Origin of the sequence: Paenibacillus jepli (assembly GCF_047238105.1) — a bacterium.
Classification (GTDB): Bacteria; Bacillota; Bacilli; order Paenibacillales; family Paenibacillaceae; genus Paenibacillus_D.
Window position 1 is genome coordinate 3,117,094 of record NZ_JBDFMD010000001.1, and the last position, 24,927, is coordinate 3,142,020.

The 24,927-nt window shown below is 55.2% G+C and carries 18 protein-coding genes and 1 pseudogene; 7 read left to right on the forward strand and 12 right to left on the reverse strand.

Annotated elements, in window-relative coordinates:
- The first annotated feature begins 61 nt into the window (after positions 1 to 61).
- Positions 62 to 2,386, forward strand: a complete 2,325-nt coding sequence (locus ABC336_RS13715) for a helix-turn-helix domain-containing protein (RefSeq protein ID WP_413239173.1) — start codon at positions 62 to 64, stop codon at positions 2,384 to 2,386.
- 24 nt (positions 2,387 to 2,410) lie between these two features.
- Here the strand turns inward: ABC336_RS13715 and ABC336_RS13720 are convergent, their stop codons facing one another.
- The 7 genes from ABC336_RS13720 to ABC336_RS13750 all read right to left on the reverse strand — a co-directional run bounded on the left by ABC336_RS13720 (position 2,411) and on the right by ABC336_RS13750 (position 11,719).
- The gene (locus ABC336_RS13720) at positions 2,411 to 3,418 is read right to left on the reverse strand and encodes a response regulator (RefSeq protein WP_413239174.1); all 1,008 of its coding nucleotides are present in this window, start codon (positions 3,416 to 3,418) and stop codon (positions 2,411 to 2,413) included.
- A gap of 102 nt (positions 3,419 to 3,520) precedes the next feature.
- On the reverse strand, positions 3,521 to 4,651 hold the full coding sequence (locus ABC336_RS13725; protein WP_413239175.1) for a response regulator: 1,131 nt from the start codon (positions 4,649 to 4,651) through the stop codon (positions 3,521 to 3,523).
- A gap of 186 nt (positions 4,652 to 4,837) precedes the next feature.
- Complete coding sequence (locus ABC336_RS13730) at positions 4,838 to 5,653, reverse strand: DUF4097 family beta strand repeat-containing protein (RefSeq protein ID WP_413239176.1); 816 nt, start codon at positions 5,651 to 5,653, stop codon at positions 4,838 to 4,840.
- Positions 5,654 to 5,803: 150 nt separating this feature from the next.
- Complete coding sequence (locus tag ABC336_RS13735) at positions 5,804 to 7,477, reverse strand: copper amine oxidase N-terminal domain-containing protein (RefSeq protein ID WP_413239177.1); 1,674 nt, start codon at positions 7,475 to 7,477, stop codon at positions 5,804 to 5,806.
- Positions 7,478 to 8,012: 535 nt separating this feature from the next.
- Positions 8,013 to 8,894 (reverse strand): carbohydrate ABC transporter permease, encoded by an 882-nt coding sequence (locus ABC336_RS13740; RefSeq protein WP_413239178.1) that lies wholly within the window; start codon positions 8,892 to 8,894, stop codon positions 8,013 to 8,015.
- Positions 8,895 to 8,930: 36 nt separating this feature from the next.
- Entirely contained in the window at positions 8,931 to 9,920 is a 990-nt protein-coding gene (locus ABC336_RS13745; RefSeq protein WP_413239179.1) for an ABC transporter permease, read from the reverse strand.
- Between the two features lie 242 nt (positions 9,921 to 10,162).
- Complete coding sequence (locus ABC336_RS13750; protein ID WP_413239180.1) at positions 10,163 to 11,719, reverse strand: extracellular solute-binding protein; 1,557 nt, start codon at positions 11,717 to 11,719, stop codon at positions 10,163 to 10,165.
- 245 nt (positions 11,720 to 11,964) lie between these two features.
- Between ABC336_RS13750 and ABC336_RS13755 the strand changes: the two are divergent.
- Positions 11,965 to 12,417 (forward strand): annotated as a pseudogene (locus ABC336_RS13755) (GNAT family N-acetyltransferase); the annotation flags it as partial.
- Positions 12,418 to 12,423: 6 nt separating this feature from the next.
- Here ABC336_RS13755 and ABC336_RS13760 read toward each other — a convergent pair.
- The gene (locus ABC336_RS13760; protein WP_413239181.1) at positions 12,424 to 14,724 is read right to left on the reverse strand and encodes a helix-turn-helix domain-containing protein; all 2,301 of its coding nucleotides are present in this window, start codon (positions 14,722 to 14,724) and stop codon (positions 12,424 to 12,426) included.
- Between the two features lie 126 nt (positions 14,725 to 14,850).
- Between ABC336_RS13760 and ABC336_RS13765 the strand changes: the two genes are divergently transcribed.
- From ABC336_RS13765 to ABC336_RS13780, 4 genes are all read left to right on the forward strand, one after another.
- The gene (locus ABC336_RS13765) at positions 14,851 to 16,392 is read left to right on the forward strand and encodes an extracellular solute-binding protein (RefSeq protein WP_413239182.1); all 1,542 of its coding nucleotides are present in this window, start codon (positions 14,851 to 14,853) and stop codon (positions 16,390 to 16,392) included.
- Between the two features lie 167 nt (positions 16,393 to 16,559).
- The gene (locus ABC336_RS13770) at positions 16,560 to 18,104 is read left to right on the forward strand and encodes an AraC family transcriptional regulator (RefSeq protein ID WP_413239183.1); all 1,545 of its coding nucleotides are present in this window, start codon (positions 16,560 to 16,562) and stop codon (positions 18,102 to 18,104) included.
- A gap of 242 nt (positions 18,105 to 18,346) precedes the next feature.
- Positions 18,347 to 19,378 carry an ABC transporter substrate-binding protein gene (locus ABC336_RS13775; RefSeq protein ID WP_413239184.1) on the forward strand — a complete coding sequence of 344 codons (1,032 nt, stop codon included), beginning with the start codon at positions 18,347 to 18,349 and terminating at the stop codon, positions 19,376 to 19,378.
- A 188-nt stretch (positions 19,379 to 19,566) separates the two neighbouring features.
- Complete coding sequence (locus ABC336_RS13780; RefSeq protein ID WP_413239185.1) at positions 19,567 to 20,169, forward strand: restriction endonuclease; 603 nt, start codon at positions 19,567 to 19,569, stop codon at positions 20,167 to 20,169.
- A gap of 93 nt (positions 20,170 to 20,262) precedes the next feature.
- Here ABC336_RS13780 and ABC336_RS13785 read toward each other — a convergent pair whose 3' ends face one another.
- From ABC336_RS13785 to ABC336_RS13800, 4 genes are all read right to left on the reverse strand, one after another.
- Positions 20,263 to 20,817 carry a DUF1697 domain-containing protein gene (locus tag ABC336_RS13785; protein WP_413239186.1) on the reverse strand — a complete coding sequence of 185 codons (555 nt, stop codon included), beginning with the start codon at positions 20,815 to 20,817 and terminating at the stop codon, positions 20,263 to 20,265.
- A 219-nt stretch (positions 20,818 to 21,036) separates the two neighbouring features.
- Positions 21,037 to 21,888: an SDR family NAD(P)-dependent oxidoreductase gene (locus ABC336_RS13790; RefSeq protein ID WP_413239187.1), complete on the reverse strand. Its 852-nt coding sequence runs from the start codon at positions 21,886 to 21,888 to the stop codon at positions 21,037 to 21,039.
- A 236-nt stretch (positions 21,889 to 22,124) separates the two neighbouring features.
- Positions 22,125 to 22,676, reverse strand: a complete 552-nt coding sequence (locus ABC336_RS13795) for a TetR/AcrR family transcriptional regulator (protein ID WP_413239188.1) — start codon at positions 22,674 to 22,676, stop codon at positions 22,125 to 22,127.
- Between the two features lie 275 nt (positions 22,677 to 22,951).
- Positions 22,952 to 23,896 carry an alpha/beta fold hydrolase gene (locus tag ABC336_RS13800; protein WP_413239189.1) on the reverse strand — a complete coding sequence of 315 codons (945 nt, stop codon included), beginning with the start codon at positions 23,894 to 23,896 and terminating at the stop codon, positions 22,952 to 22,954.
- Between the two features lie 98 nt (positions 23,897 to 23,994).
- Between ABC336_RS13800 and ABC336_RS13805 the strand changes: the two genes are divergently transcribed.
- A complete protein-coding gene (locus tag ABC336_RS13805; RefSeq protein ID WP_413239190.1) occupies positions 23,995 to 24,906 on the forward strand; it encodes a helix-turn-helix transcriptional regulator in 912 nt (303 codons plus the stop codon).
- The last annotated feature ends 21 nt before the right edge of the window (positions 24,907 to 24,927 follow it).

Below are 24,927 nucleotides of genomic sequence, written 5' to 3' on the forward strand. Positions count from 1 at the left end.
CTTTTTGGGCGGCTTTGCCTTATATTGAAGAGGTTATTTCAATGCAACGGGGGAATTGTTCATGCGCAGCACCATGGGTCGGCTTGTCCGATATAAGGCATTCCAGAAGCTCACGATTTCCTATTTCTTACTCATCCTTCTTACGGTCAGTCTGCTCTCGACCTATCTGTTTTATTTTTTCTCCAGAAGTGCCATCGAAGAGATTGATCGCAATTCCAAAGCGATGCTCTCCCAGATCAGCTACGCTTCCGACGTGGTCTATAACCAGGCGATGACCATCGGCAATGCCTTGCTGGCCCAGCCGGAGATCGCCGCTTTTCTGAATGATACGGCGGAGGACAAAACGCAAAATTACCATATCTTCCGCCAGCTGTCCCAGATTCAGAGCGCCTACTTGCACATCTACAGCCTCGGCATCTACCGGCCGTCTACCAACACGAACGTCGATACGGCAGGGCTGCCGTTCGACCCTTCGCTTTACGCGATCAGTGCGGAGCAATACATGGAGTTTTATCCGCGCAAGCTGACCGTTCCGAACCGGAACAGCAATGAGCCGCTGCGTTTTCTCACTTTTTTGCTGTATCCGGATTACTCGCTGCAGACGACGAGCAATGCGCTGATCTATATTAATGTAGAGGAGCAGTCCATCCTGACGACGATCCGCAATATCAGCAAAGCGGAGACCAACAATAATGTGTTCGTGATGAACAAGGAAGGCAAGGTGCTGTCCCACACAGATACGAATCTGTTCCTGAACGAGATGTCCGGCACAGGGTATGTTCAGCAGATCCTGAGTCAGGATGGTACGGAGAACAGCTTCACCGCCACCATTGACAACCAGAAGCATCTGATTGCTTATGTCAAGTCTGAGGAATTGGACTGGTATTTTGTAAGCGTTACCCCTTACGCCAGTCTGATCTCCAACATCACTCATCTTCGCAAGGTGACCCTGCTTGTTACGGGGGGCCTCGTCCTACTAGGCCTGCTGGCATCGATTTTTTTAAGCAAAAGCATTTATCGTCCGTTCTCGGCCCTGTTCGAGAAGATCATGCAGCGGTCGGAGCCGCTCAAAACACCGACATCGTTTATCGATGAATATCAGGTGATGGCTGAGACATTCACTTCACTGGAGGAACGGGAAAAATCGATGCAATTCGTCATTAACCGTTCGTCCCGCACGATACGGGAGCATTATCTGCATTCGCTGCTCAGAAGCCAGACGCACGATAACACCGTGCCTGGGGAACTGATTGCGGATATCGAGGAGGAGCTTTCCGGCTCGTATTTCTGCGTGATTGTGTTTAAAATCGATGATCCGGTAACGGCAGCCGGTTCAGCAGAAGTCGGGCATAAGCAGCTGCTGCGCTTTGCCCTAGGCAATATTGCGATGGAGATGCTGGAGCCTTTCGGGAGATGCGATTATCTGATTACGGGGGAAAATGAGGCGGCAGCGCTCTGCCAATATGCGAAAAACGAGCGGCCCGAGGAGCTGGAGCCTGCATTGCGCAATGTACAGAGCTTCCTGAAGCGTTACTTCAAGCTGACCGTCTCGATCGGAGTAGGGGACCTCAGCTATGGCCGGAAAAACATCTCGCTTTCCTATACCTCGGCTCTACAGTATGTAAAATATCGATTGATCTACGGAAAAGAGTCGTTACTCGATGCCCAAAAAACCCGGCCGCATATTATGACCACTATCAGCTATCCCGCCGAATACGAGAAGGGGTTGATCGAGGCTGTCCAATCGGGCAAGTCCGAAGCGATCCAGGAAGCAATCGAGCGCTTTATTCAGCATATCTCGACTGGCTCGGTCAACCAGGCGATTACCTACAGCATCCAATTCATGCTGTCCCTGCTCAAGCATTTTGATTATTTGCGGGATCTTCCCGATGCCAACTTCGCAGCATATCTGGACGCGGTGACCGAGATCGAGGCTGCCGAATACCTGGACGAGATCCGAAGCCTCTTCAACCGGTATTGCGCCAAGATGTGCAGCTTGATCGAGGAAAGAAATCATTGGATGAACGCGCAAAAGCATAATATTGTTATTGAGAAAGTACAGAACTATATGCAGGAGCATTATGACGAACCGAATCTGTCCCTGGAGCTTGTCTCCAATATTGCCGGACTGTCTCCGAGTTATCTTGGGAAGTTGTTCAAGGGGGCTACCGGATCCTCCTTCAGTGAATACCTGAATGGCATCCGCCTGGAGAAAGCCCGGGAGCTATTGGCATCGACCCATGTGACTGCCGCGAAAATCAGCGAATCGGTAGGCATTTACAATACGACATACTTTTCAACCTTGTTTAAGAAAAGGTTCGGATTGTCCCCCTCCGCCTATCGGGAGCAAGAGGCCCTAAGGGAGAAGGGAGAGCTAAATCCATAACAAAACTACTGGCGTTAGTCTCGCCTAACCAATCTGGAGCAGCTCCAGCTCCGCCAGCAATCCGAGATATTCGGCCTCCTCGGGATACCGCTGCCGGATCTGCTCGCACAGCGCTTTCGCCTCTATGAGCATCTGCTCGTCCTTGAGGAACCGCGCCACCCGCATCGTATGATAGTACCAGATGAGACGCAGCTGCTGACGGCGCGACTCTGCCCACGGGTAATCGAGTCCCTCCAGGTAGTCACCCCTGTACAGGCCGATCAGCTCGATATGCTGATGCATCGTCTGACGCGTCAGCTCCGGGGCTCTGGCCACTCCGCGCTCCCAGCGCTCGACGTCGGTCTCCAGTCCTTCCCTGGGGATGCAATAGCCTTCGTCGGCACTCAGCAGCTGCAGCCCGCTCGCGCCCAGTCCGGCCAGCGCTTTCCGCAGTTGGTAGGCGGCAGTATATAATCTCGCATAGGCACGGGTTTCCTCAAAATCATCCCATAGCATACGGGCCAGTATCTCTTTGCGTACGAGTCTGCCATCGACATGGAGAAGGTACGCATACAGTTCCTTGGTCTTCTGGGTCCGCCATACAGGCAGTACCTTGTCGCGCAAGCCCGTCTCCAGCTCCAGCCCGCCCAGCATGCGGATATGTACCGTCTCTTCCTGGAATGAGACGGCTGACTGCAGCCGGGCCCGGGCCCGCTGCAGCGAGAGCGCCAGCCGTTCGGCTTGCAAGGGCTTGAGCAGATAGTCCAGCGTCTCCTGCTCGAATGCGGCAATGGCATGCCGGCTGTGCGCCGTGACGAAAATAATCTGAATGTGCGGGAGCAACTGGTTCAGGCGCTCGGCAAACGCCAGTCCATTCAGCTCTGGCATATCGATATCAAGAAACAACAGATCCGGCCGGAGCCTCAGCACCTCCTGATAGGCCTCTACAGGGTCCTGATACATGCCCACGATCTCCAGATCGTCTGCCTTCCGAAGCCGGTTCTCCAGCCCTTGCAACGCCAACCGTTCGTCGTCTACCAGCATCACTCTCATGTTCTAAGGCGCCTCCTCTAACTCATCTAACATGGAAGACACCATTATACATCGGGCAGCTATACAAAATCTCCACAACACCGTGCCAGGCCGGCTTGCCCGCTATTGCGCCAACCACTGGGCATACCAAGCCTTCGTAACGGGTCCCGGATCTTCACCTAGCTCTTCCTTTAACAGTTGTTGCAACAGCCGGTACTGCCGGTCGACAGCCGCGCGATTGCCTGCAGCCGCGTAGAGCTGCATCAGCCCCAGGTGGATCTCTTCTTCCTGGGGTTGGCGCTCGCTCAGCTGGTGATAGAGCGTCAGCGCTTTGTCCGGGAAGCCGTGGGAGGCGTACCATCTGGCAAGCCCCAGGCCCGTCTCCATCCAGCGCATGCTGAGGCGATGACGCTCCCCCTCCGCCCACCAATAATCATGATCCTCGAGATAATCTCCCTCGTACGCCTCCAGCAGCGAAGCATAGCGCGCGGCAGTTCCGTCACCCAACCCGGGCAGCTCCCGCAGCTGACGCTCCCACCGCTCCACGTCGAGATCCACACGATTCAGCTCCAGCCGATAACCGTCGGCAGCGCTGCCCAGCTTGAAGCGGTCGCCATACGGTTCCAGCGCCTTCCGGATATGATACACCGTCGTATACAGCTGCGGATAAGCGCGCTTGAGATCAAAGTCGGGCCACAGCAGCCGGGCAAGCTCGTCCTTGCGGACTAACCGCCCCCGGTGATGTATCAGATACAGGAACAGCTCCTGGGCCCGCGAGGTCCGCCAGTTCATGGAGAACACTTCGCCGCTTGCAGATTCGATCAGCAGCTGCTTGAACAGCCGCACGCCCAGCGGCCGATCGGAAAGCGCCACGGCCGAACCACGCTCCGAGCTCAGCTGACGGATCCGCAACAGCGTCTTGGCCAGACGATCCCGGCTGAACGGCTTCAGGACATAATCGATCGCATTAAGCTCGAACGCCTTGACCGCGTATTCATCAAAAGCCGTCACAAACACGATATGCATCTGCGGGTGGAGCTCCAGCAGCTGTTCGGCCAGCTCCAGGCCGCTGATGCCGGGCAAGTGGATATCCAGGAAACCGATGTCCGGCTTCTCCTGTGCGATCGCTGCCTTGCCCTCCAAGGGATCTATATAGCTGCCGACCACTTCAATGCTTACTTCAGGGATACCCGCCAGTTGTTTCGTCAAGTATTCCAGAGCCAGACGCTCGTCGTCGATCAGGATGGCTTTCATACATAGACTCCTTCTGTCGGTGCGTGATGCCTGCATATGTCTCGTCATGCAGTCTCCATTTACTATTATATATCAGGATAGACTGGGGAAGACAGGGCTTTCAGGACCAGAGCAAAGAGTGGTGGCCGGGATTGTCCCTGGCCACCACTCTTGAACCCGGAATCCCCGAGTTGCCTGCTTCTACATTTAGCGCTGAACCTTCAGCTCCACCGTGCCCACCTCGGACGCCAGCGTCACCTTCGGGCCGCCGCTGCCGATCGAGCCCGTTACCTTGCGCCCGGTTTGCTCCTTGATCTCCAGGCCCTCCAGCTCCGAAGTAACCGTGCCGAGCTCGCTGCTCAACTGCACCTCAGCCGCCGCCGGCAGCTCTGCCAGTCCCACACTTACGGTACCGACACTGGACTTGGCGGTCAGGTCATCGGTCAATACGATGCCGCTCAGCGCGATCTCGCCAGCTTCCGTCTGTACATCCAGCTTGCCCTGCACCTGATGCATGGTGATCTGCCCGGCCTCGATCTTGGCCGTGATCTGCTCTGCTGCTACGTCCTGGATATCGATCCGGCCAAACGCGTTGGTCACCGACAGCTTGTCATACGTCTTCTCCGGCAGCGAGATCAGGAGCTTGCGCTCGCCGCGCTGATCCCCTGCGATCTTGCGGCTATTCTCACGCACGTCAAGCTTCAGTGTACCGGACTTCACTTCAGACTTAAACGTCACTTTGTTGTCGATATTGCTGTCCATCAGCAGCTCCACCTCGGCTTCATTGCCGGAACTGCGGGTGATGAAGATAGCCAGCGCTTCGCCTTTGACCTCGATGCTGTCCACTTCATCCGCCGCATAGGTGCCGCTGCCGTGACTGACCAGCTCTCCCGAGCCTGAGCCCTCACCGATCACCGACAGCTCCAGTTGCTCCGGCATCCGCTCCAACAAGCCGCAGCCGGTCAGTGCCGTTGCCAGCACTGTCGCTGCGATGACCACACTCGCCGTACGCTTACGTTTCATCTCATCCGATCCTTTCTTCCCATCGCGTCAAACGCCGTTTATACGTTTCATTGTATCCCATACGCAGGCTGCGGCGCCACCGACCGGAGGCTATCGGCAACCTGGTCTCGGGTCGGGTTTTGGGAAGATCGGGCGGCGGGAAGACCCGGATTATTCATAAATACTGAAAGCGAGCACTTGGTTCTCAAACAGGTCTTTACCGCCAGTCGTCATCACATTCCCGAAGGTCAGCTTCATGCTGGTGAACTGGCCGAAGCGGTCGGCCGGGATGAGGAATACCGCCAGTCGCTCGATGCTGGCACCGGGCTTCAACTCATCCGGCATGGGAGACCGCAGGTCGGTTGTCTCCAACACGTTTGCCGACAACGCTTCGGAGCGCACTGCGCTTTCGATCGTATTGACGTTGATCGACTGCCCCGAGTTGTTGGTCACGACATACTTGGCGGTCAGCTCGATGATCCCCTGGTCGCCGAAGCCGGTAAAGCTCTGTTGATGAGCCGGCTTGACATCGACCTTGGCCCACTGATAGCCGATCAGATTGATCTCGATGCCGCCATGTTCCTCCGTGAAATCGGGGGTTCTCTCCTTCAGCACTTCCTTGTCTGCAAAGCCCTCTGTGACCAGCTTATTCTGATACGGGGGGATGCCTTCCTTCAATAGATAGTCGCCGCGGCCGATCCGCACCATCCCATCATCTTGGTCCGGCATGAAGAACATCCGCGCTTCGGTCGTACCGTCATTGTACTTGAAGGTGATCGTATAGCCCTGGATCGAGTAAGTGCCTGATGCCGCCGAGCCTGATGTCATCGTCGACGACACGCCTGTGCCGGAGCCGCCGTCCTCGGAGCCATCGGCCGTGACACCGGTCCAGCTGCTGTCGGTGAACGTACCGTCCGGCCGGAACACGTACGTACTTACCTTGGCCAACCCGGTTCCGCCAGGCGCGCTCGTGTAGCCGCTCGCTTCATATTTGCCATTGAGTACCGTCCCCTTTAGCGGCGCATGACGGGTATACGTATCGCCGTCGATGACCGCATCGCCGCCAGCCTTGATCACAAGCGTGTAAGACTTTCCGTTGCTCAATACGAGCTTGCCGCCCTTTACTTCATAAGTCAGACAACTGTCCTTGCTGCAATCCAGCCGGTCCACGCCTGTCTCAGGCAGCTCCTCCACGACATGACGATCGTCGACGAAGTAGAAGATGTCCCAGCATACGCCGCCGCAGCTCCGACTGCCCAGCAGATCAAGCGAATGATGCGCATACAGCCCGCTAAGCCCCGTCGTGGACGGCGGTAGGGTATCGGTTGCAGACGCTACCCCTTGAGCCACCTCCCGCTGAGCCTCTTCCTTCGTCAGTCCCCGGGCGCTCTGGTATTCGGAGCTATAGATGCTGATCGTCCGCTGCTGCGGATTCCAGCCGACTGCGGCTCCCGTCGCTTCCCCTACGAAACGCAGCGGCACCAGGGTATGGCTGCCTGAGATCCGGCCGGGGCTGTCCAGGGTCACGCTCTGCCCATTGACGGTAGCCTTGCTGCTGTCGATGACCAGCGAGAAGCTGCTGTCCCCCTTCTTGCCGCGCACCGTCTTGCTGGCTGCTTGCCAATCGAGCTCGATGCCGAGCGCCTCGAACAGAGGGCGCAGTTGGACGATCGTCGCTCCATTCTGAATCTTGGGTTGTACCGCAAAGGCGACCGGTTCCCGATCGACATACACATTGATCTTCTCCTCTGCCGCTACTGCCGAAGGCACGATAAGCAGCAGGAACAGGATAATTGCGCTGCAGCCGGTTTTGAACCAGGGCATAGTAGCATTATCTTCCGACATAAGGACATTTCCCCTCTCTCCTGCGTTTTTCCGAAATTTGGTCGTAAATATCATACGTGCTTACCTTCATGAAGGCAATAGGCTCAGAGAATGAAGCGTCTCCTGGTAATACTAGCCCGCTCCCAAAACCAGGAAAAAAGCCCCATGAAATCCCGATATCTAGGAACAAAACCTGCTCACGCAGGTTGGCACTGCGATACGGACACAATAGGCGCTGTTTTGCACAAAACCCGCCAGGAACAGGCCCTGTGGACACACGATCCGTTATTTGCTGGTTTTATGCCCGTTATCCCTCGTTTACAGACCGATAACGGATCCTCTGTCCGCAAGCAGCTCTAAAAACACGCCCATGCTCGAAATAGGACCTATTGTGTCCGTTCGTGAGCGAGCACTTCCCTCAGCGGTCTTCTTCCATACGCCGTCGACCTGCTTATCCACTTTTTAAAGTGTTGCATCATTTCCTAAACCACAAAAAAGCCGAACAGGTAGGATGACCTGTCTCGGCTAGTGTGCCAATGATGAACTATACAGTGGCTTATCCCTTAATCGAACCAAGCAGTGCGCCTTTGGCAAAATACTTTTGCAGGAAGGGGTAGACCAGCAGGATCGGCACCGTCGCTACGACGATAACGGCCATCTTGATCGTCTGCTCCGGCGGGGCGATGTAGTCGGCGTCGAAGGCGCCGGACTCGTTGCTCATGCCCGTGGCCAGGATGACGATCTGCCGCAGCACGACCTGCATCGGATACATGGTCGAGTCATTCAGATACAGGATCGCATGGATGTAGGTATTCCAATACGTCACCGCGTAGAACAGCGAGATCGTGGCCAGCGCCGGCATCGAGAGCGGCAGCACGATCCGGAAGAGAATACCGAAATCGTTGCACCCGTCGATCTTCGCCGATTCCTCCAGCCCATCAGGAAGGTTCTGGAAGAAGCTGCGCAGGATGATCAGGTTGAAGGCGTTGATCGCGACAGGCAGGATAAGCGCCAAGTAGTTGTCGATCAGCCCCAGCTCCTTCACGACGAGGAAGGTAGGGATCATACCGCCATTAAACAGCATCGTGAACACAACCATGAACATGATCAGTCTCCTGCCATCCAGGTCGCGCCGGGACAGCCCGTACGCCATCAGCGAGGAGAGGAACATACTGATGAACGTACCGCCCACCGTGACGCCGATGGAGATCATCATCGCCCGCAGAATCGTATTGGTCGAGAAAATATAAGCATACGCGTCAAAACTAATCGTCGTCGGGAACAGGATGAACCGTTTGGCCGACATCTCCGCCGCCGTCGTCAGCGAGCCCGCCAGCACGTGGATGAACGGGAGCAGCGTGACTAGCGCGATGAGGGTGAGCAGCAGGATATTGATGCCGCCAAATAGCCGGTTGCCCCAAGATCTGTCTTCAACCATAAGGATACGCCTCCTTTGCACGTGTGGAGCAGGGCATCAGTAGATGCCCTCCTCGCCGAATTTTTTGGCCAGCCAGTTGGCAAAGACGATCATGATCAGGCCGACGAACGATTTGAAGAAGCCGACGGCGGTACTGTAGCTGAACTGGCCGTTCCGCAGTCCTGCGGTATAGACGTAGGTGTCGAAGATCTCCGCAACCTCGCGGTTCATCGCGTTAAGCAGCAGGTACACATGCTCGAAGCCGAGCTCCAGCACGTCGCCGATCTTCAGGATGAGCAGGATGATGATGACGCTGCGGATCGCAGGCAGGGTGACATGCCAGATCTGCCGGAACCGGCTTGCGCCGTCCATGCGCGCGGCTTCGTACTGCTGCGGATCGACGGCGGCGATCGCCGCCAGGTAGACGATCGTCCCCCATCCGGCCTCGCGCCAGATGACCTGGAGGATGTACATCGGCCGGAACCAGTCGCTGCTGAGCAGGAAGTTGATCTTGTTAAAGCCGAAGAACACCAGCAGTTCATTGATGATGCCGCCGTCCAGCGTCAGCATGACGAAAGAGATGGAGACGATGATGACCCACGACATGAAATGCGGAATATATACAATCGTCTGGACGATGCGCTTGAACATCAGCAGACGCACTTCATTCAACATCAGGGCGAGCATTATCGGAATCGGGAAAAAGAAAAACAAGTTGTATGCGAACAAAACGATCGTATTGCGGAAGATCATCCAGAAGGTCGGTTCATTAAATAAGCGCTCGAAGTGCTTGAAGCCAACCCAGTTGCTGCCGGATACGCCGAGATACGGCTGATAGTCCTGGAAAGAGATGACCAGCCCCCACATCGGCAGATATTTGAACAACAAGAAGAAGAGTGCGCCCGGCAAAATCATCACGTACAAATAACGGTTTTTGATGATCCGTCTTAACCGCTCGCCTTTGTGCGAGATGACGGAGCCGGGCGCCCCGGTGCGGGTATCGGAGTTCTGTTTGCCGGTACGGGTGGCGGATGCGGGTTGATGCATGGCCTGTCTTCCTTTCTATGCCCGCCGCAGCGGAGGAATCGTAATGGTCGAGCGGCGCTCGCGGATGGACCCGATCCAGGAATCATGCGGTGGATCTTTCGCAGGCTCCGCGTGCTCCGGGTCATTCCGGTGGTGAGCTCAATAGCTGCTGGCCAAACGCGGGATGCGGGGCCAAGCCGGGCCGGTTGCAGGAGAGGAACCAGAGGCCTCTCTCCTGTCCGTTGCAACCCGGAAGATTGGAGCTATTGAATCGCTTGATAAGCCTCGGTGTATTCCTGGATCATCTGGTCGCCGCCCTCGGCGCGCCAGCGGTCGACCGCCTTTTGGAATCCTGCTGCGTCAATATCCCCAAGCACATACTGGTAAGTAGCGTCAGTGATGATCTGCTGCAGGGCACCGCCGCGCTCGATGTAGGTCGGTGAATCCAGCGGTGCGGATGGATCGTGGATCAGCATCTCGTCGTTCGCCTCTACCAGCTCCTCGGCCAGTGCCCGCGCTGGCAGCTCGAAGTACCCTTTCAGCATCCCGTCGATTGTCGCCGGGCCGCCGATGGCCCAGGCATTATGCGGTTTGACATGCGTGTTGTCCGTCACTTGATCAACAGTCTTATTCGCCAGCCCGTCCTTGATCTCGTAGTGCTCGCCCTCGATACCCCAAGTGAGCAGATTGGCGCTCTCGGCGCTCATCAATTCGTTGTAGAAGGCCAGGATTCTGTGCAGGTCATCCTCCGACTTGACCGCCGATTTCGGGAAGAGGACGACTGAACCGTAGCCCGGAATCGCCCAGATGCCTTTGCCGCGCGGCCCTTCAATACCGTTCTGTACCGTCAGCTCACCTTCAGGATTCATGTCGGCCAGTTGATTGGAGAGCGTCAGAACATCCGGCATGGAACCGATGTAGACGCCAGCCTTGCCGTTGACGAGCAGGTCGATCTGGTCCGTCTTGCTCGTAACCGGGAAGTCCTGGTTCATATAACCTTTGCTATGAATGTCGCGGAAGAAATTCAGTGTGTCCATATACGCCTCATGCATAAATTCCGGCTGGAAATTGCCGCTGTCGTCCACCGACCAATAGTTCGGCGTGCCGAAATAGGAGCTTACCGTCTTGAAGGCGCCGTAGATGAGATCGCTGCGATCGGACAGACCGATCGTGTCGTCCTGGCCGTTGCCGTCGGGATCGTCTTCGGTGAAGGCGCGGATCATCTCATAGAGATCGCCGGTCGTCTTCGGCGGCTCGAGCCCCAGCCGATCGGCCCAGTCTTTGCGGTAGATGACGCCTTGACGGGAGAGTGGACGTTCCATATACAACGTGTAGATCTTGCCGTCCACCGCCGTATTTTTGAGGACGTCCGGGTTCAACTTGTTCAGATTTTCATATTGCGTGAGCAGCGGGCCGATTTCCCAGAATTGATCGGCGCGGATCGCGTCCTTGGCGAAGTCCGTATTCTTGGCCGAGACGACCATTGGCAGCGAGCCGGTAGCAAAAGCAGCATTTAGCTTTTCATCATAGCTGCCGTCAGGCACCCATTGAAACTTGATCTTGGTGTTCGTCTTCTCTTCAATCAATTGCGGGATGACATTGCTCGGCACCTCCGCCGAGTGCTGGGTCACCATCATGGTCATCTCGAACGGCTTATCGTCGGTTGGCGGTGTGCCCTCCGCGCTCGCGCCCCCCTCTGGTGCGTTTGTGCCGCTGCCTCCGCCGTTGTTGCCGCTGGAGCAAGCTGCCAGCAGACTCACTGTCATAATGACGGCGATGCAGAGGGACAGGATAGGTATACGTCTTTGTGTAGGATTCATCGGTGTGACGACCTCCTTGCGATTTTTGTTTGGTTGCGTTTTCAGCATATCCCGACGGCACGGTTACCGCTATAATCATCTGCTCATAACCGCAGGCAGGGCAAGGGTTTGCAGCCTCTTGTGCCTCCAACCTGAGCAGATGATTATCGGTGTTACGGGGCAACTGGCGGTTTGGCGGGATGGTCTAAGTTAGCGTAATATGAAGACAATCATTACGGGAAGATAACGAATGGGGGGACAGGATGATGGGGGAAGTTTATTTGGTAAAGCCGAGTAAAGCGTATAAAGACGAATATCTTTCTTTTTATGAGGAATGGAAGTCTAGCCGAGAATCCTTTGTTCCCTGGGTAGTAAGCAGAGACCCTTCCGATTTTGAAAGTATGCTTCAATACCTGCTGGAGAATGAAGAGGGAGAGCATATACCTGATGGCTGGGTGCCAAGTTCTACATACTGGTTAGTAACCAAAGACAAGCGAGTAATAGGAGCAGTAAATATCAGGCACGGCTTAACGGAAAATTTGTTGAATTGTGGTGGGCATATTGGATACGGAATACGTCCTAGCGCGAGACAAAAAGGATATGCTACAAAATTACTTTCCATGAGCTTGGAAAAGACTAAAGAGCTCGGGATCAAAAAAGTCCTTGTTGTCTGTGATGAAGACAATATAGCCTCCGAGAAAACAATACTAAAAAACGGCCAGGCGTCAATGACGCTGGCCGCTCTCGCGGTATTGGCCCGGGGTCATCCCCTCCTGCTTGCGGAAGGAGCGGATGAAGTTCTGCGAATTGGTGTAGCGCAAGCGGGCGGCGATATCCTTGATCGGCAGATCCGTCTCCAGCAGCCACTTCTTGGCGATGTTGAAGCGGTAGGTGCTCAGATAGTCGCTGAACGAGACGCCCGTCTCCTTGCGGAAGACGCTGCTCAGATAGTTGGCGTTGTAATGCAGCTGCGCCGCGCATTGCTCCAGCGTCAGATCGGCATCGTACTGCTCGTGGATGATCGTGATGATCTGCTCCGAGATGTTGTGATACTGCTGCTCCTGGCGGTCGCGGAAGATCGTCAGCAGCGGCAGCACGATCGTCTCCCAGAACCACTCCTCGATCTCTCCTGCCGTCTGCCGGCTCCGCAGCTCTGCATAGAGCGATCCGGGTACCTGCAGCTGATGCATGGCTACGCCTGACTCCTGCATCATCGTGATCAGATTGCCCAGCAGGCGGTTCAGCGGCACCTCGTACTCCTGCGGCGTCATCTCGACATGGAAGATCGAGCCAAGCAGCAGGCCGAGCATCTCCTGGGCGCGCTCCGGCTCCGCCAGCTTGATGGCGTCCAGCAGCTCCCCTTCCTTCTGACGCGGGTAATCGAGCTGCAGATGCCGCTTCCCGGAGTTGACGTCACCGTACTGGATGATGACGCCCTCGCCCAGCTTGATCCGGTGGCGGAGGGCATCCAGCCCTTCCCGATAGGCGCTGTGCAGCTGGCCAAGACCGGTGAACGGCAGGCTGATGCCGATACTCACCTGCAGGCCCAGATAGGACTGGATGCGCTGCTGCAGCCGTTCAGTGATGCTGTAGATGAACGTCGTAAACGCCGCCTGCTCCCGGTCCGGATGACCGATCAAAGCAACTGCGGTCATATCGATGACGACGGGGGCGGCCAGATGCTCGGCCGGCACACTCTCGCCCATAATATTGTCCATCGCGTACAGGAGCAGCTCCATATCCTCCTTGCCGTACCGGGTCTGATCCAGCGAATCGATCTGCAGCGTGATGACTGCCATCGCCTGCCACGTATCGATCCGACTGCCATAGCCGTACTGCCGCAGCCGGCCCTCCAGCGAGGCGCGCTTGACCTGGCCCTGGTATGCCTTGATCAGGTAGAGCGTGCGGACCTGGGAGAGCTGCTGGCGCACCTCCTGCTCGAGCATCGTCTTGGAGCGGAACAGGTCCCGGACATGCTCGCTGATATATTGCAGCTCGTCGCCGCCCCGCTGGCGGCCCCCCGGGGCGATCTGCGACAGCAGCTTGCCGATCGGCGAGTACATCCTGCGCGAGCCGATCCAGGCGATCGCCATCGAGAGCAGCAGCAGTCCGACACAGATGTAGAGCGTGTACCGGCCGATCTTGCCCGCTTCCCGGGTGATGCTGTCGATCGATACGACCGAGACGTAGTACCAGCCGTTGAGCCCTGAGCGGTAATAGCTGACGGTGTAGGACTCGCCATCGATCTCGGTGCTCAGTTGATCGGCAGACGGCCCCTCGAGCAGCGCCTCCGAGACGTAACCGCTCTCGGACACCGAACGGCCGATGAGCGCGAGATCCGGATGCAGCAGGATGCGCATCTGGTCGTCGACGATCATCAGATGCGAGCCCTCCTCGGCGATATCGTACTGGATCATCTCCTGGAGCGCGCATGCCGGGATATTGGCGGCGACGAAGCCTGCCTTCTCCAGCGAGTTCGGCGGCAGCTTCTTCACCAGCGAGATCTGGTACGGGCATACCGGGCGTACGGACAGCCCTTCGCCATGGAACCAGTCACTCGGGTTAAGCACCCAGGAGGTGCTGTCGGGAATCCGCAGCATGCTCATCAGTTCCTGGTGATAAGGATAGTCATCAAGCGGGTAGAGCCCGGAGTTTTTGACCATCCAATTCATGTCCTGATTGACCACGATGACATCCTGCACCTTGGTATCAAAAGCCTGAACATTGCCCAGCTCATTGCGCAGTTCATTGTAGGTAACGAACGACTGAGCGTCCAGCGGGTCTGTAATCGCTTTCCTTACTATCGTCGAGCTGACCAGCTGATTCAATGTATGGTTGACCGTCGAGAGGATCTGCTCCACGTTGGCGTTGGTTTGGCGAAGCAGCTGCATCTTGGAGCGGGTCACATGCTTCTCGATCTCATGTGTCGAGGTCACATACGAGGTTACACCGATGAACAGCACCGGCAGCGCGCTCAGCAAAAAGCCAAACAGCGTCAATCGGGCCAGGAAGCTTAAATGCCGCATGGACCGCTCACCCCCAGGGATATATTGCCAGTTATCCGGTAATTGCAATTGAAGAACTGTCTGGCTTGATGTTACACTAATCATACACGTTCTTGCTGCGTTGTAAAGATTAAGGGGGTCAGCCGCATGCGTAAGTCTAAGCATCGCCAGTTGCTAAACCGCTTACAAAACAAGCTGTCCCCACTGCGTTGGCTGGGTTGGCTGCTTGTGCTTGCGCTCGCTGCCTGCTCCGCATCGCCCGCGCCTCAGGAGACGCCGGCATCGTCCCAGACGCCCCTGAGCATAATGCTGCCGCTGCATCTGATTCAGCCGCCAAGCCAGGAGCTGGTCGGCGAGCTCGAACGGCTGACCGACACCAAGCTTGATCTGCATTGGGTACCCAACGAGATCTACGCCGACAAGCTGAGCCTTGCAGTGACGAGCGCCTCCTTTATGAAAGCCACCTTTGTCAATTCCCTGGAGTACCAATATATGAAAAATGCCATTCGTCTGGGCATGTTCTGGGAGATCGGACCCTATCTGTGGGACTTCCCCAACCTGCGCAAGCTCAGTTCCCATGTGTTCGAGGAATCTGCCGTTGATGACAAAATCTATGGTCTCTATGCGGAACGTCCCGAATCGAGGCAGGGCATCATGATCCGCCAGGATTGGCTGGACCGGCTCGGCCTGGAACCGCCGGGCACACTGGAAGAGCTCTATGAAGTACTGCATGCCTTTACCCATGACGATCCCGACGGCAACAACCAGGACGACACGACTGGTCTGACGGACCGCAACGATCTGATCTACGGTGCATTCAAAACATTAGGCTCTTACTTCGGCACGCCGAATAACTGGGGGCTCATCCAGGGACAGATCGTCCCGGAATTCGAGACCGAAGCCTATATGGCTACGATGAACTTCATGAGGCGACTCTATGACGAAGGCCTGATGAACCGCGACTTCAGCGTCACCAGCAAGCAGAATCAACGCAACATGCTCGTGAGCGGCAGGGCTGGTGTCTATGTCGGCAGTATGGCGGACGCCCAACGGCTCGCCGACAGCACGCAGGAGATCAATCCCGATGCCGAGTTCACCCTCGTCAACCGGGTGCGCGGTCCGGCTGGCTATCGGGTCTGGGCGATGCCGGGCTACGGCGGGATGTTCTTGTTCTCCAAGAGCGCGGTCCAGACCAAGGAAGAGCTGCTCGAGATCCTCGCCTTCTTCGACCGCAGCATGGATGCCGATGTCAGCAATCTGATGCGCTACGGCTTCGAGGGCCGGCATCATACCCGCCAGGGCGGCAAGGTCAATCTGTCGGCGGAGACCGAGAGCCTGCGCATCAATGAGGTCAATGCGCTGCATGCGCTCATGATCGGCGAGCGAACCAATCCCAACCTGCTCCCGATCGCCCAGTATCGGCCGCTGACAGAGCTTTCGGAGTCGCTGATCAAGGACAACACCCGATTTATCGTCCGCGACGCCACCCTCAACCTGGAGTCGCCCAAGGACGATGAGATCGGCTTGGAGCTTGCCGGCATCATCACCGATGCGACCTACAACTACATTCTGGGCAACCTGGATGAACAAGGATTTGAGAACGAGATCCAGCGCTGGAAACAAAGCGGCGGCCAGCAGATTGTCGAGGAGTACAACACGTCGTACAGACGGTTCAGAGGCAGCCAATAACCCGTCTTGCCACGTCCCATCATGAAGGCGGCGGCACTGGACATTTGCTGGTATAATGATGCTATCAATCAATCCGGGAGGGATCCGGTATCGAACAGCGTACATTATCAACAGCTGCAGACCTGCCGCCCGTTCTCTATGCCCTGATGGATATACGGAGCTGTCGCGTGCAGCCGCTTCAGCCTCTGCAGATGTCGAAGGAGGATCATGGGATCGTAATCGTCGTCTCTGGAGGCGGGAAGCTTGAGCGGGACGATACGGTCTGTCAGATCGGTCCGGCGATGGCGGCCCTTTACGGTCCCGGCCGCTCGTTGCAGCTGACTTGCACGCAAGGCCAAGAATTGCATTTGTGGCTCATCTGCTACCGCGCCATCTCTCTGCAAACAGCATCCCCGGAGCGCCCAGCGGACGAGCAGGCGGATATCCTTGTCGTACCCGGCACAGAAGCCGTCCTGCCGCTGGTCCGGGAGATGGGCCGACTCAAGACGCTGGGGCGGCTGCACGAGCCGCTCGCCGGCACCCGTCTGCTCTACGAGCTGCTGCATCGGTTGGCAGATTGCCGACAGCAGCATGAGGCAGCCCGGCAGACGGATGCCGCAGAGCGGGTAAGATCGCATATTGAGCGGCACTATATGCACTCGATCGACAAGGGACGGCTCGCTGCCGTTGCCGGCCGCAGCCGCAAGACGCTGCCGTCGCTCTTCCGGCAGAGCTTCGGCCGGAGCATCAGTGAGTACACCAATGAGCTGCGCATCCGCCGCGCTCAGGAGCTGCTCCTGTCGCCCGGCGGCAGGCTAAGCGATGTCGCGCAGGCGGTCGGTTACAAGGATGAGTTCTACCTCAGCAAAAAATTCAAACAAACCACCGGTGTCCCGCCCAGCGTCTATATCAAGCGAGCCAAAAGCTTTGCTTCGCTGGACCATGCCTACACGCTCGATTTCATCGCGCTCGACGTAGCGCCCCGAGTCGCGATGGCAGACGTCTGGCTGGAGCATCGCTATCCGCACTTGCTGAAATCGAATGGATGCCACACCATTAACTGGAGCTGGTCGCGACCGGCCCGTTTTGCCCTGCTCGAACAAGCCGCGCCAGACGTAATCGTGTATGCCGAGCAGGAAGGCGACGATCTGGAGCGCCTTCGGCGAATCTCGCCCGTCGTGCAAATCCCTTGGCAAGGTGTGTCCTGGAGGGAACACTTCCGCATCGTATCCGAGCTGGCCGGACAATTGCCAAGAGCGGAAGCTTGGCTGGCTCGCTTTGACGAGCGGACGGCAGCAGTCAGGGAAGAGCTGTCGGAGCTGCTGCAGCCTGGCAGTACGATAGGTATTCTGAACATTCGTGCCGGACATCTTATCCTCTACAGAGCAGGCTATATGGGCGCCGATCTCATCTATCGGACTCTGGGACTGACGCCGCCGGTGTGGCCCGGGAGACCAGAGGAAGAAGCCGGTGAGTGGATGGAAGTCACACTGCCCCTGCTTGCGGCAACCGATCCTGACGATCTGATCGTAGCGATCGAGGACAGCCCGGCAGCATATGCACTCGCCAGCCAGACGATGGCCCAATCACTCTGGTCGACCCTCTCGTCGGTCCGACTGGGCCGGGCCTACACGGTCGACATGACGAAATGGTACGGCTACGGTCCTGCTGCGATCGAAGCCCAACTGGAGGAATTGATGGGACTGATCCGCCGGAGCCGACCGGGAAAATAACCCCACCCGGAAATATATAACTATAAGCCAAGGTGAAACGGCTGTCGCCGTCCTCTGGCGGCGCAGTTAGTTTCATTCCGGAGAAATACAAGCCAAGTAGATAGGAGAATCATATACTTTCTAGTATTTACAAAAAAACAAACGCAATTGACCATTTTTGACATGGACAAGGTGTTCCCTCGTTGTTATATTGATGATTATGATAATCATTATCAATATTATGAGGGAAGGATGACAGCACGTTGCGTACAACTTACAATCACTGGTTAGGTACCGGTTGCCTGCTGCTCCTGCTGCTGCTAAGCGCATGCGGCGGTACAAACGACGGTGCAGACATCGCAGATGACGCGAATCAGACGGAGCAGGGGGCGGCCTCTTCGACAGACACAACTCATGCTGAGCCTGCAAGTACAGAGATCGATTCGCAAGAAGGAGCAACCCGCACCTATACTCACGTCTCGGGAGAAAGCGAGATCCCTGCCCGGCCGGAGCGGATCGTCTCGGACTGGTATTATGGCGAACTGGTCGCTCTTGGCGTCAAGCCGATCGGTCTTACCAGCTACGTCCTGAACAACCATCCGTTCATCGAACCGGAAGGAACCGAAGACATCGGCGCGACGCCAAATCTGGAGAAGGTGCTCGAACTGCAGCCCGATCTGATCCTTCTCTATGGCACGAATGAGAACTACGAGCAGTTCGACAAAATTGCGCCAACCGTCGGTCTGGAGCTGTATCCTGATCCGCTGAACGCGATGCGGGTATTCGGCGATCTGCTGGGCCGGGAGCAGGAGGCCGAAGATTGGATCTCCCGCTTCGAAGAGAAAACCGAGGCCGCCAAGTCCCGATTGGCTGACCGGATCGGCACCGATGAGACGTTCACAATATTTACCGTCTGGCGCAAGGAGTTGCGTGTCTACGGTGATATCAATATGGGCGGATATATCCTTTACAAAGCCCTCGGACTGCATCCGCAGGAACGGGTCCTCAGCGATATAATTGAGGGCAATGCCGTCAATGCCGGCACCGCGATCTCCATGGAGGAGCTGCCGTCCTTTGCCGGTGATCATATCATCCTGACCACCTTCGACGGGGATGAGCTGACCGCCGAGCTCAAAGAGAGCGGCATCTGGCAGGGGCTCGAGGCCGTGCAAAACGGCAAGGTGTACGAAGTCGACTTTGACCTGCTCTATAATGAGGATCCTGTCGCCATGGAGCGGCAGTTGGATATCCTGACGGAGCTGCTCGCGGAGGAGACGGTGGCAGCCACACCTTAAGCATGACTAAGATGATCAAGAAGCCCGTTCGCTAGCCGGACGGGCTTCTTGATCATCCACGCCTTACACGATCACCGACCGAGCCTGGCCGTTATCCTCTTGCGGAGGGATGGCTGCCTCCGCATGCGGAAGTATGCTATAGTAAAGAGAACATAAGTTTGGTCGATATAGAAAGAGGGATTCATCTAATGAAGCAGATTATCGAAGGGCTGCCCGTCCATCCCCTAGTCACTTACGCGTTGGCGGCTCTCTTGGGCCTGCTGTTCCTGTGGGTGGCGGTGCGGCTGCTGCGCGGTGCGCTGACCCGGCGGCGCAGAGAGAGCCTCGACCCTTATAAGATTACGCTCCGGGATATCGACGAGATGGAGGGGGCGGACTTCGAGCGGTACCTCTACCGGTTCTTGTCGGAGCTGGGCTATGAAGATGTTATCCGGACCCAGGAGAGCAAGGACTTCGGAGCCGATCTGGTGTTCACCTGCCGTGAGGGCTACCGTCACGTCCTGCAGGCCAAGCGCTATCAGCCGCGCTCCCGGGTGGGCCTTACAGCCGTTCAGGAAATTTATGCATCGATGCGCTATTACGAGGCTGACCGGGCGATCGTGCTCGCCTCAGCGCCATACACCGCCTCTTGTGCCATCCTGGCTGGGGTCAATGGAGTCAAGCTGCTGGACCGGGACGATCTGAGCGAGCTGATCGATGCCTTCCAGTCGGGCGATCACGAAGAAGCAATGGCGATCATCGAGAGCGAGCCGGACTGGCTAGAATCACCATGGAGCCGAACTTCCGGATAGGCCGGATAGGCACGAAGCCAGTCGTGGCGGGGTTTTTAGAAGATGTGTTACCGGGTAACTCTAAGTAATACTAAGTATTTCTTATTTTACATTCTACTCTTCAATTGAAGCTGCCGTTTTCATCAGCTCATAGATTTTGCGAGTGGTGTTGACGTTGCGGATCGTCATCTGGCTGTAGATCTTCGTGCCGATCAGCTTGCCCAGCGAACCCCGCGTTACATGCTCTTTGCTCACGGAATAGAGGATCGCCCCGGCGACATACCGTACATCCTCGATCTCCGGCTTCCACACAAGCTGCTCCAACGTGGCCGCGTCGTTGATCTCGTCCCAGAGGAACAAGACGTCGCTTTTCATCTCCTGGTCATTGGTCCAGTCCTCCGGAAGCTCGCGCAGCAGCGCGTGGAACTCGTCGAGGCTGCGGATAAGTACGCGGATATTCAGTCCAAATCCTGCCTGGATCGCCTCCTCCAGCAGAGGAGGCAGCTCCTCTCGGCCATGCTGCCGGTCGATGAAGACGATATTGCCTGAGTTGATATAGGTCACGACCTGCTCCATGCCGGCCTCTTCGAAGACGCGTTTCAAGGTCTTCATATCGATCTTGTTGTTGCCGCCGACAATGATTCCTCTTAGCAAGGCTACATAGACCATTCTGATCCCTCCGTTTCTGTGCAACATGACTGCAACATCTGCAGTGCCGCATAAGTATAGGATCAGTGTATCATAACTTTCCGTTATCCCAGAAGAATGCTACGGTAGCAGGGCGGCTGTAATATCGTCGATAATGTGCAGGTTAGCCATATCGCCCTGCAGCACACGCTTCAGAATCAGTTGCTTAGCAATCTTGGCAGTTTCGAAGGTAAGTGCCCTTTATTGCAGCTTCATCTGGCTGCGGAGCATCCGATCGAGTAGTCTGTCTGGGAGGAAGCGGACAAGTCGGGTCAGCAATGCTGCATCACGGCCAACCGTGTAGCGGGTACGGGGTTTGCGGTCGTGGATTGCGCGTGAAATTACTGTCGCCGCTTTCTCAGGGCGGACACCGTCTTTTGCCCACGTTTCCGCTAGAGCCTTCACGGCGACAAAGAGACGATCATGGCGCCGGTGCTGGTCTGGTGTCATCAACCTCGCTAGTCGTTCCGCTGTCTTAATGCCTTGCTCAGACATGCGGGTGCTGACACCACCGGGGGTGATCATAATGACCTTGAGGCCGAACGAAGCCATTTCTCTGCGGAGACTGTCATTGATCGCCTCCATTGCAAACTTTGCCGCTGAGTAGATCCCGAACCCGGGCATAGAGACTTTGCCGCCGAGTGAACCAATATTGACCACGCGGCCGCCACTGGTCAGTAATGCCGGTGTTAGCGCCTGAATCACTGCAACCTGGCCAATTACGCTGACCTCCAACTGGCGTCGCAGTTCATCGAGCGGGACCATTTCGAGAGGTGCATTGACGGCGATACCGGCATTGTTGACCACCGCTCGTAATCGGCGACCAAGCGAATCTTTCTCCACCCGTTCGGCCAGTGCCTTCAATGTGTCGACATTAGTGATATCTACGATCACCGCCTCGATATTTTTGCTGTTCATCTTGGCGGCGTCTTCCGGACGCCGAACACCTGCGAGAACGTAAAAACCGTCAGCCGCGAGCCGTTTCGCGGTAGCCTGACCGATTCCGCTGGACGTACCGGTAACGACGACCAGCTCCTGAGGTTTGGTTGACATAGTAACCCTCCTTCATTGATCATAAGCGGTCTTGCAGTATAACACCGCTATACAATCATTATAGCACCGATATACGAAAATATCTATAGCAGTGCTATATATTTTTGACGCACAAACCCACGCTGATTATTTCCCTTCTTCGATCTGTAAGAAGCATCGCCGGAACGAGAAAAAGATCGCCAGCCTCCTGTAGTAACAGGTTGGCTAGGCGATCTCGCTTGTGTCATTATTATGCATCATTTCAGAATGATCTGCATAGATCCTTCGCGAATGCGTTCAATGACAGATGGCTGTGGAGGAGATGTTTTGCGATTTTGGGCAGTCACATGCAGCAAAGAGGCGGCATTGGCGGAGGCCCAGACCATATCTGCCGCTTCCTCTGCTGACACTGCAAGTTGGCCTTTGGCTGCGATCTCTTGTATATTTTGCATCAGTTTTTGGTATGCCTGATCTGCGGCGTCGATCTGAGCGCCTTCAAGCAACCGCCCCATCATCGCAACATAAAGCCGAGGACGGGTTGCCGCGAAGCGGACATAGTCATCCCATCCTTGCCGAAGGGCCGTCTCTGGGACAGTGGATACAACCGAGGCATTCTTGCTTTCGAGAAACTGACGGAACGCTTCTGCTATGGCAGCACTCAGCAGTCCATCGGCATTGCCGAAATGATGGTAAAGCGTAGGGGCCGTAACCTGCGCGATCGCACAAACGGCGCGTGTCGAAAACTGGGCCCCGCCTTCCACTTCGAGAACCGTAAGGGCCGCCGCCAATATTTTGTCATGTGTATTCATGCCCCTATTATAGCAGCGCTATATTCGTCTGTCTATACTGTGACCAGGTTTTTTACAGGTGAAAAGAGAGCCTCACAGCTGCCTCGAAAATCTCGCTTCACTTATGAACGGTTCAGCGTATCAACGCTAAGGCGAAATTATTAGTTGCTTCCTTTACTAAATTTTCGATAGCAACAAATCAAGAGACACCCTGTTTGGGTGCCCTTTATATCTCATCGAACGTCCTGTCGGTCTGCTAGCCGAGGGGTAGACTCAACCTTTAAAAGTCTCTGGGACTAGGTGGCATCCTGCTGTTTCAGCCATCTCAAAATTGCCTGGTTTGTTTCTTCCGGCTTTTCTTGCTGGATCCAATGACCGCAGTCCAGATTGATCACGTCTACATTGGGAACAAACTCTGGTAGTCTTTCAAACTTCGGGATTATATCACGGTCGCCATAGATCATGAGGGTCGGCTGTTGGATGACCGGGTTTGCTTCTGCCAGCAGATGCCAGTTGCGGTCAAGGTTTCTGTACCAATTAATGCTGCCCGTGAACCCCGATTTTTCGAAGGATGAGACGAAAATGGCCAGCTCGCTGTCGCTCATCAAAGGCTCCCCAAGCGGTGTTTCCGAGTTAGCAAGATTGATCATCGCCATGCCTGGCTCAGGTGCTCTGAGAGGCTCGTTCTTGCGGTACAGGTTTTGAAGAAACCGAAACGTATTCATATCCAATACGGTGTCCGCAACACCGGGTTGCCGATTGAAGTGGACAAAATAATAGTCCTCGCCAAGAACTTGTTCCAAGAACTCGATCCAGGGTATTTCTCCGCGCTCTTGATAAGGTAGACTCAAATTTATTACTTTGTTTACACGGCTTGGATGCAGCAACGTAAGTCCCCAAACAACCATCGCACCCCAATCATGACCAACAAAGGCGGCATCTTCGTATCCGTAGTGATCGAGAAGTGCGATGAGATCACCCGACAAATGTGCAATGTCATAGTCTGTTACTTCGGTCGGACAGGATGAATTGCCGTAACCCCGCTGGTTTGGGACGAGTACATGGTAGCCCGCTTCGGCAAGGGCCGCCATCTGATAGCGCCAAGAAAAGGCATGTTCTGGCCAGCCGTGACAGAGGACAATAGGCTTTCCGGTATTTTGTCGACCTGCCTCAAAGACTTCGAGTTTTACACCGTTGACTGAAATAAGTGTGGGCGTGGGAAAATCAGTTGGATTATACATTGCATTTCCTCCTTAGCTTGTGATACAGGTAGTATAAAGGATGAACGATGACAAATTAGTGTCATCGTTCTGAAATCACGCAGATAAAGAGGGCAATTATGGACAAAGTGGAGAGACTCATTTCGATTATCATGATACTGCTGAAAAAAGAGGTTGTATCTGCAACGGAGTTCTCACAACTATTCAATGTCTCCAAAAGAACGATCGTTCGCGATATGGAAACATTGAGCCTATCGAACATCCCGATCTATTCTGTCATTGGGGTCAAAGGCGGCTACGGCATTATGAATGAATACAAGGTTGATAAACGCCTTTTAAGCAGTTCTGATTTACAAAATATATTAACTGCGCTCGGCGGATTGGAACAATTACTCCTTACTGAAGAAGTTGAAAGAACGATAAAAAAAATAGAGGCAATGGTTAGTCCATTGTCTCTGAATCGTTCTATTCAACTGTCGTTTTATGATTGGGAAGGTCGGTCCGAGATGCTTGAAACCTTAAAGACATGTCAAGCATCCATTTTAAAGAAAAGGCTGGTTTCGTTTGATTATACAGATAAAGACGGGGCTGCAACGAATAGAATGGTCGAGCCTTATGAGCTGCATTTTAGCGAATCGAGTTGGTACTTGAAAGGATTCTGTTTACATCGACTGGAGTATCGAACATTTAAGGTATCTCGGACCGATCATATTGCTATGGAGGACCGCACGTTTCATCCTAGAGTCGATTGGTCAGAGCAAGGACAAGAAGCAAGTTATCTACCGCAACTCGTCACGATTAAGGCATGGATATCACCTAGCATAAAAGATCAAATCATCGAAAGGTATAGCCGAAAGAGTATTGAAGACCATCATTCTGGATCTTTATTAGCAACCATATATGTCCCTCAAAACTGTAGGGGATTTCAATTATTAGCAAGCTTCGGCACGCATCTAAAAGTTGTGGAGCCCAAATCCTTTGTTGATGACTTTCGAAATTATTTATCTCAAATGATGGAGAACTATTCCTAATAAAGGTCTCGTATCAGTAAC